Origin of the sequence: Photobacterium sp. S4TG1 (assembly GCF_036040035.1) — a bacterium.
In the GTDB taxonomy this organism is placed as follows: Bacteria; Pseudomonadota; Gammaproteobacteria; order Enterobacterales; family Vibrionaceae; genus Photobacterium.
This window is the reverse complement of sequence record NZ_JAYXUH010000002.1, coordinates 391,617-396,527: the sequence shown is the minus strand read 5'-3', so window position 1 is coordinate 396,527 and position 4,911 is coordinate 391,617. Positions and strand designations below refer to the sequence as shown.

6 protein-coding genes are annotated in these 4,911 nt (G+C 36.1%); 1 reads left to right on the top strand and 5 read right to left on the bottom strand.

The window, feature by feature from the left end:
• Positions 1–237 precede the first annotated feature (237 nt).
• Positions 238–885, bottom strand: a complete 648-nt coding sequence (locus tag VXS03_RS05345; protein ID WP_327762403.1) for a helix-turn-helix transcriptional regulator — start codon at positions 883–885, stop codon at positions 238–240.
• A gap of 293 nt (positions 886–1,178) precedes the next feature.
• Positions 1,179–1,379, bottom strand: a complete 201-nt coding sequence (locus VXS03_RS05340; RefSeq protein ID WP_036792228.1) for a hypothetical protein — start codon at positions 1,377–1,379, stop codon at positions 1,179–1,181.
• Between the two features lie 625 nt (positions 1,380–2,004).
• On the opposite strand from VXS03_RS05340, the gene pdxY reads away from it, so the two are divergent.
• Positions 2,005–2,862, top strand: a complete 858-nt coding sequence (pdxY, locus tag VXS03_RS05335; protein WP_045035465.1) for a pyridoxal kinase PdxY — start codon at positions 2,005–2,007, stop codon at positions 2,860–2,862.
• A gap of 60 nt (positions 2,863–2,922) precedes the next feature.
• On the opposite strand, the gene VXS03_RS05330 is transcribed toward pdxY, so the two are convergent.
• The 3 genes from VXS03_RS05330 to cspE form a co-directional block, all read right to left on the bottom strand.
• Positions 2,923–3,702 (bottom strand): ABC transporter permease, encoded by a 780-nt coding sequence (locus VXS03_RS05330; RefSeq protein ID WP_327762402.1) that lies wholly within the window; start codon positions 3,700–3,702, stop codon positions 2,923–2,925.
• The gene (locus VXS03_RS05325; protein WP_327762401.1) at positions 3,699–4,376 is read right to left on the bottom strand and encodes an ABC transporter ATP-binding protein; all 678 of its coding nucleotides are present in this window, start codon (positions 4,374–4,376) and stop codon (positions 3,699–3,701) included. Before VXS03_RS05325 ends, VXS03_RS05330 begins: the two co-directional genes overlap by 4 nt.
• 210 nt (positions 4,377–4,586) lie before the next feature.
• On the bottom strand, positions 4,587–4,796 hold the full coding sequence (gene cspE / locus VXS03_RS05320) for a transcription antiterminator/RNA stability regulator CspE (protein ID WP_080156329.1): 210 nt from the start codon (positions 4,794–4,796) through the stop codon (positions 4,587–4,589).
• Between the last annotated feature and the right edge of the window lie 115 nt (positions 4,797–4,911).

Genomic DNA, 4,911 nt, shown 5'->3' with positions numbered 1-4,911 from the left:
AACTCAACCAACATTGTTAATCAGGGAGTCAAATAGAATGCAAAAATCACGCCTGTTATTTATTTTTGATCGTGAATGGATATTAATTGGCTAGAAAAATGTAGAGAGGGGCGTTGTGATAATTAAAGATATATCATTAGAAGTAGCAAGTTATTATTCTTTAAACATAAAACTAAGTATTCTAAAAATAAGCAATGACACTATCCTCGTAAATAATATCATTGCTTAATTAGATATTTAATTTGCACGTATTTCTCGCAAATAGCGATAAATAGTATGAATAGAGATATCGAGCCCTTTGGCAGCAATTTGAGCGCTATCTTTCAAGTCAAAGATACCTAGCTCATGTAAGCGCGTCACAATCTCTCTACTTTTCTTTGAAGGAGGGATCGTACTATCATTCATCACCTGCTCACGCACATTTTCAATAGAGCTATGCATCATTTCATCATTATTACGAGCAAACGTTTCTGCGGTAACCCCATGATCATAATAAGTACCAATTGTTGGCATCAAACTATGAATCATTGATTGAAATGGCGCATCTAAATTAAAATTAACGCATAACAAACCAATAGGTTGCTGTTGTTTATTGCGGATCACGGTTGTTAATGAACGTAACATTTTACCATCAGGTGCTTTCGTAATATAAGCATCGGAAACATCTTTACCTTCATTTAATTTTACTAAAGCAATATTGGTAATTGGAGCACCAACTTCTCGTCCTGTAATATAACCATTAGCAATCTTCATAATTGACGGATTCCGCGCATCTAAACAATGCAATAAGACTTCAGTATGCTCCCCCCACATTGCTGCAATGCCATCAACAATATTTTCCATAGCGTGAAGAATATCATAATCACTTTCTGTCAATTCATGCATTTGTTCTACCTTTCCTAAGTATCAAACCACTCAATAAGCAGCTCTATCATCTTATCAATATTTAAGAAAACATAATATCAATGATTACAGTATATATTTTTTCATTCAATATATTAATATCTTACCAATATACCTAAGAATGATACCAACATAATAAGTAATAATACTTTAACGGATTATAATGATTTGCATTATGGTAACTAAAATAAAAAAATCCCGACCAAGGCCGGGATTATTTTTTAATTATGGAAAAATAGCCACATTTCAGTAAACATTTAACTCATTAATTAAATTTAAATAAAACGGATTTTAACCGCTTTAAGCTTATTACTTGAATCATCTAATGTAAATTCAACCATACTACCAGATGAAGGTTGTGAACGACTGCATACTTGAGACGCGTCAAAACGAATATCGCCACCAAGGTCGCTAGTAATTAAACCAATTTTTTCAACTGGGTTGAAGCTACGAATAATACCTGTTTGTGAAGTCATAGTTTATATTTCCTTTACGCCCAAATATTGCTTTTCTTATCAGCATCTATATTTGAGGCTATCAATTTGAGTTTAAATAGTTATATACCAAATAGTTAAATTAACCTTGGTATAGAGCTTTACTCATTGACCTACTACTTCTTAACTATAAGATCACCCTTCTTATAGCTTTGCACTGCTACTACGTTTGCAACATAAACGGATAACAATGGTTAGAAATGACATTGTGGTTTTTTTAAAACACATTAGGTCTGAGTAACAGACGGATCGAACATTAACGCCAAATTTTGATGCTGTAAATATTTTTTTAATCAAAAACGATAATAATTTGTGGATAACCACTTAGCAAATAAGTAATCCATTGTTTTAAAACCAAAAAACAAGTAATAAAAAAATAAAGAAAAACGCAAAATATGCTCAAAAAACACACAGAACCACTAATAAAACATATTCCAATTACATTATTCTTTCTATTTAACCTAAAATAAAAAGAAATTATCATTCTTTGTTGAACAATAAATAGTCTGCATTTTTGCAAGGAATAATTACGATATAAAATGACTAGGTTTCTGATATCAGCGCATGTAAAGTATACCTATATACACGATGGTTATAAGGAACCTCGATGAAAGGTATTCTATCAATACAGTCACATGTTGTTTACGGTCACGCTGGTAACAGTTCTGCAGTATTCCCTCTTCAGCGTATGGGATTTGAAGTTTGGCCCTTGCACACTGTACAATTTTCTAACCACACACAATACAAGCAAGGTTGGACAGGTAAAGCTTTCCCAGCCTCTGATTTGATTGAACTCGTTAAAGGCATCAACAACATTGATCAGCTTAAAAACTGTGAAGCAGTCCTTACCGGATATCAAGGTAGTGCTGATCAATGTTTAGCCATTATTGATACAGTTAAAACAGTAAAACAACAAAACCCTAACGCTATCTATATCTGTGATCCGGTTATGGGTGATCCAGAAAAAGGATGCATCGTTGCTGACGGCATATCAGAACACCTTATTAATGATGTAATGCCACTAGCAGATGTTATTGTCCCTAACCAATTTGAACTTAGTCAGTTTGTTGGCATGACAATCAATACATTAGAAGATGCGGTTAAAGCTTGTCAGCACGCGCTAACACTCGGCCCTAAAATGGTGTTAGTAAAACATCTTCATAGTTTATCTACTGATAAATTTTCGATGATGTTAGCAACAAAAGAAGGCTGCTATCTAGCACAACGTCCACACTTAGCATTTGATAACCAACCTGTTGGTGTGGGTGATTTAATTTCAGCATTATTTACCGGTGGTTTATTAAAAGGCTGGTCAGCAGAACAAGCCTTTGAGCATGCTCATAATGCTTGTTATGCCGTATTAAAAGAAACCCACCGACGCGGTGAATGGGAACTACAAACAATTGCCGCTCAAGATGAAATTGTCGCGCCGACTGAAATTTTTCCAATCACAGAAATTAAATAAACGGGGCAGGCTCACCCCATGATAAAAAAGCAGTTTAAAACGCTGCTTTTTTATTTTAAATTACAATACATTACCATAAGCATCAAATGAGTGACGTTTTACAAGTGTCAGTGTTGTCGCAACAGAAAGCACACCGGAAACAAATATCGCAACCATGATCACTAACTGGTATTTAACGGCAACCAATGGCATTGCCCCACCTAAGATTTGTCCTGTCATCATGCCAGGTAAACTCACAATACCTAACGTTGCCATTGAAGCTAATTGAGGCGCTAATGCCGCTTTAAAAGCCGTACGAATAAAAGGCTGTGCCGGATTAGGCGCTCCCATCGTTAAATAATATTGATATTCTTGATGATTCTCTTTCAGTAAACTTCCCCAACGAGATAATGCCAATACATTCGCAGTTAAGCTATTACCTAATAACATGCCAGCTATCGGGATCATATATTGTGCTTGCCACCACGGTGAAACTTGAATAACCCCCGCTAAAACTGCAGGTAATGCCACCGATAATGCGATAATTTGCCCAAAAATAACGGCAGGGATCACGCGAAATACTTTAACATCAGAGCGTTTACAAATAGTATAGCTGGCAAAAAGAGCCATAACGGTTAACCAAACCACGTTAAGGCTCAAACTTTGCCAACCAAATAACGTATGTAAATAAATCCCAACCACAGATAGCTGTAAAGTCATGCGTAATACAGACATGATCAGTATACGACTTAATCCCAATTGCCAGCGCTGAAATAGTATTAATGGAATCAGTAATAACAGGTAAAAACCGGCCATGGCTGACCAATGCAAATCGATAGTTTGATTAATAGTTGAGGTCATTGGTTCATTCCTGATGCAAGATCCATATTGTGAACCTGATCGGCAATCTCAAGCCACACCGGATCATGAGAAACAGAAACACAGATAACACCTAATGTTTTCACTAATGAAATAATCTTATTTCTTGCCACAGGATCTAAAGCAGATGTAGGCTCGTCCATTAACCACACAGGACGTTGCATCAGCACAGCCCGCGCAATAGATAAGCGTTGCTTTTCACCACCCGATAATAATGCGACATCTTTATCTAATTCAACGGTTAACCCGGCATCTGCTAGTGCTTGTAGGCAATGATGTTCTGTTGGTTTTATATGCGAAGATTGAATAGCTTTCATATGCCAAGGCAATAACAAAACGCCGACTACCGTCTCAGACCCCATTACAGGTTGTTGTGGTAAATAGCACAGTTGTTGACGCCAAAATGGCAATGATCCACTGTTAATAAGCCTTTGCTTATAATCAAAAGTTCCTTCTTGTGGTGATTTAAGCCCAGCAATAACCTGTAATAAGCTACTTTTTCCACAACCGGATGCTCCCGATAACGCTAAATGCTGGCCGGGTATTAAATCAACTGTTAATGGGCTTAATTGTTCACTTTCAAAACCGGAACGTAATTGAAAGAAGCGTAAAGCATCACTAGAGATAGCAGTAGATATTGAAGATGGAATTATCATGGCAATTAATACCAATAGCGATTGAGAATAATAAGTGTATAAAAACCAAAAAATTACTCAAATGGTTTAATTCAATACTCGCTATGAATCAGATCAATACAAGACAGTATTAGTAATATAGGTAGGATAATTATATTTGGCGAATAAAATTTGAATAAAAAAATACCGACATAATGTCGGCATTTTACAAACTTTCAACGTAAGTGCGAATTAAGCAGCTTCAACGTTTGCAGCTTGAGGACCTTTCTGGCCTTGTTCAACGTCAAAAGAAACCTTTTGACCTTCAGCTAAAGTTTTGAAACCTTCGCCAGAGATAGCACGGAAGTGAACAAATACGTCAGCGCCGCCATTGTCTTGAGTGATGAAACCGAAACCTTTCTCTTCGTTAAACCACTTAACGATACCAGTTGATTTAGACATGACTGTCTCCAATATTTTATTAAATAATTCGCAAAATTGCGCAATATAGCCAGAAAAAGAATTATTTATAGTTTATGAGTGGAAAGCTTCATGACACTGGTAAAGCGTTACAAAG

Bases quoted from the DNA above. Each gene is read 5' to 3' on its own strand.
- VXS03_RS05345 (WP_327762403.1), bottom strand. From the start codon at position 885: ATGCATGAATTGACAGAAAGTGATTATGATATTCTTCACGCTATGGAA.
- VXS03_RS05340 (WP_036792228.1), bottom strand. From the start codon at position 1,379: ATGACTTCACAAACAGGTATTATTCGTAGCTTCAACCCAGTTGAAAAA.
- pdxY (WP_045035465.1), top strand. From the start codon at position 2,005: ATGAAAGGTATTCTATCAATACAGTCACATGTTGTTTACGGTCACGCT.
- VXS03_RS05330 (WP_327762402.1), bottom strand. From the start codon at position 3,702: ATGACCTCAACTATTAATCAAACTATCGATTTGCATTGGTCAGCCATG.
- VXS03_RS05325 (WP_327762401.1), bottom strand. From the start codon at position 4,376: ATGATAATTCCATCTTCAATATCTACTGCTATCTCTAGTGATGCTTTA.
- cspE (WP_080156329.1), bottom strand. From the start codon at position 4,796: ATGTCTAAATCAACTGGTATCGTTAAGTGGTTTAACGAAGAGAAAGGT.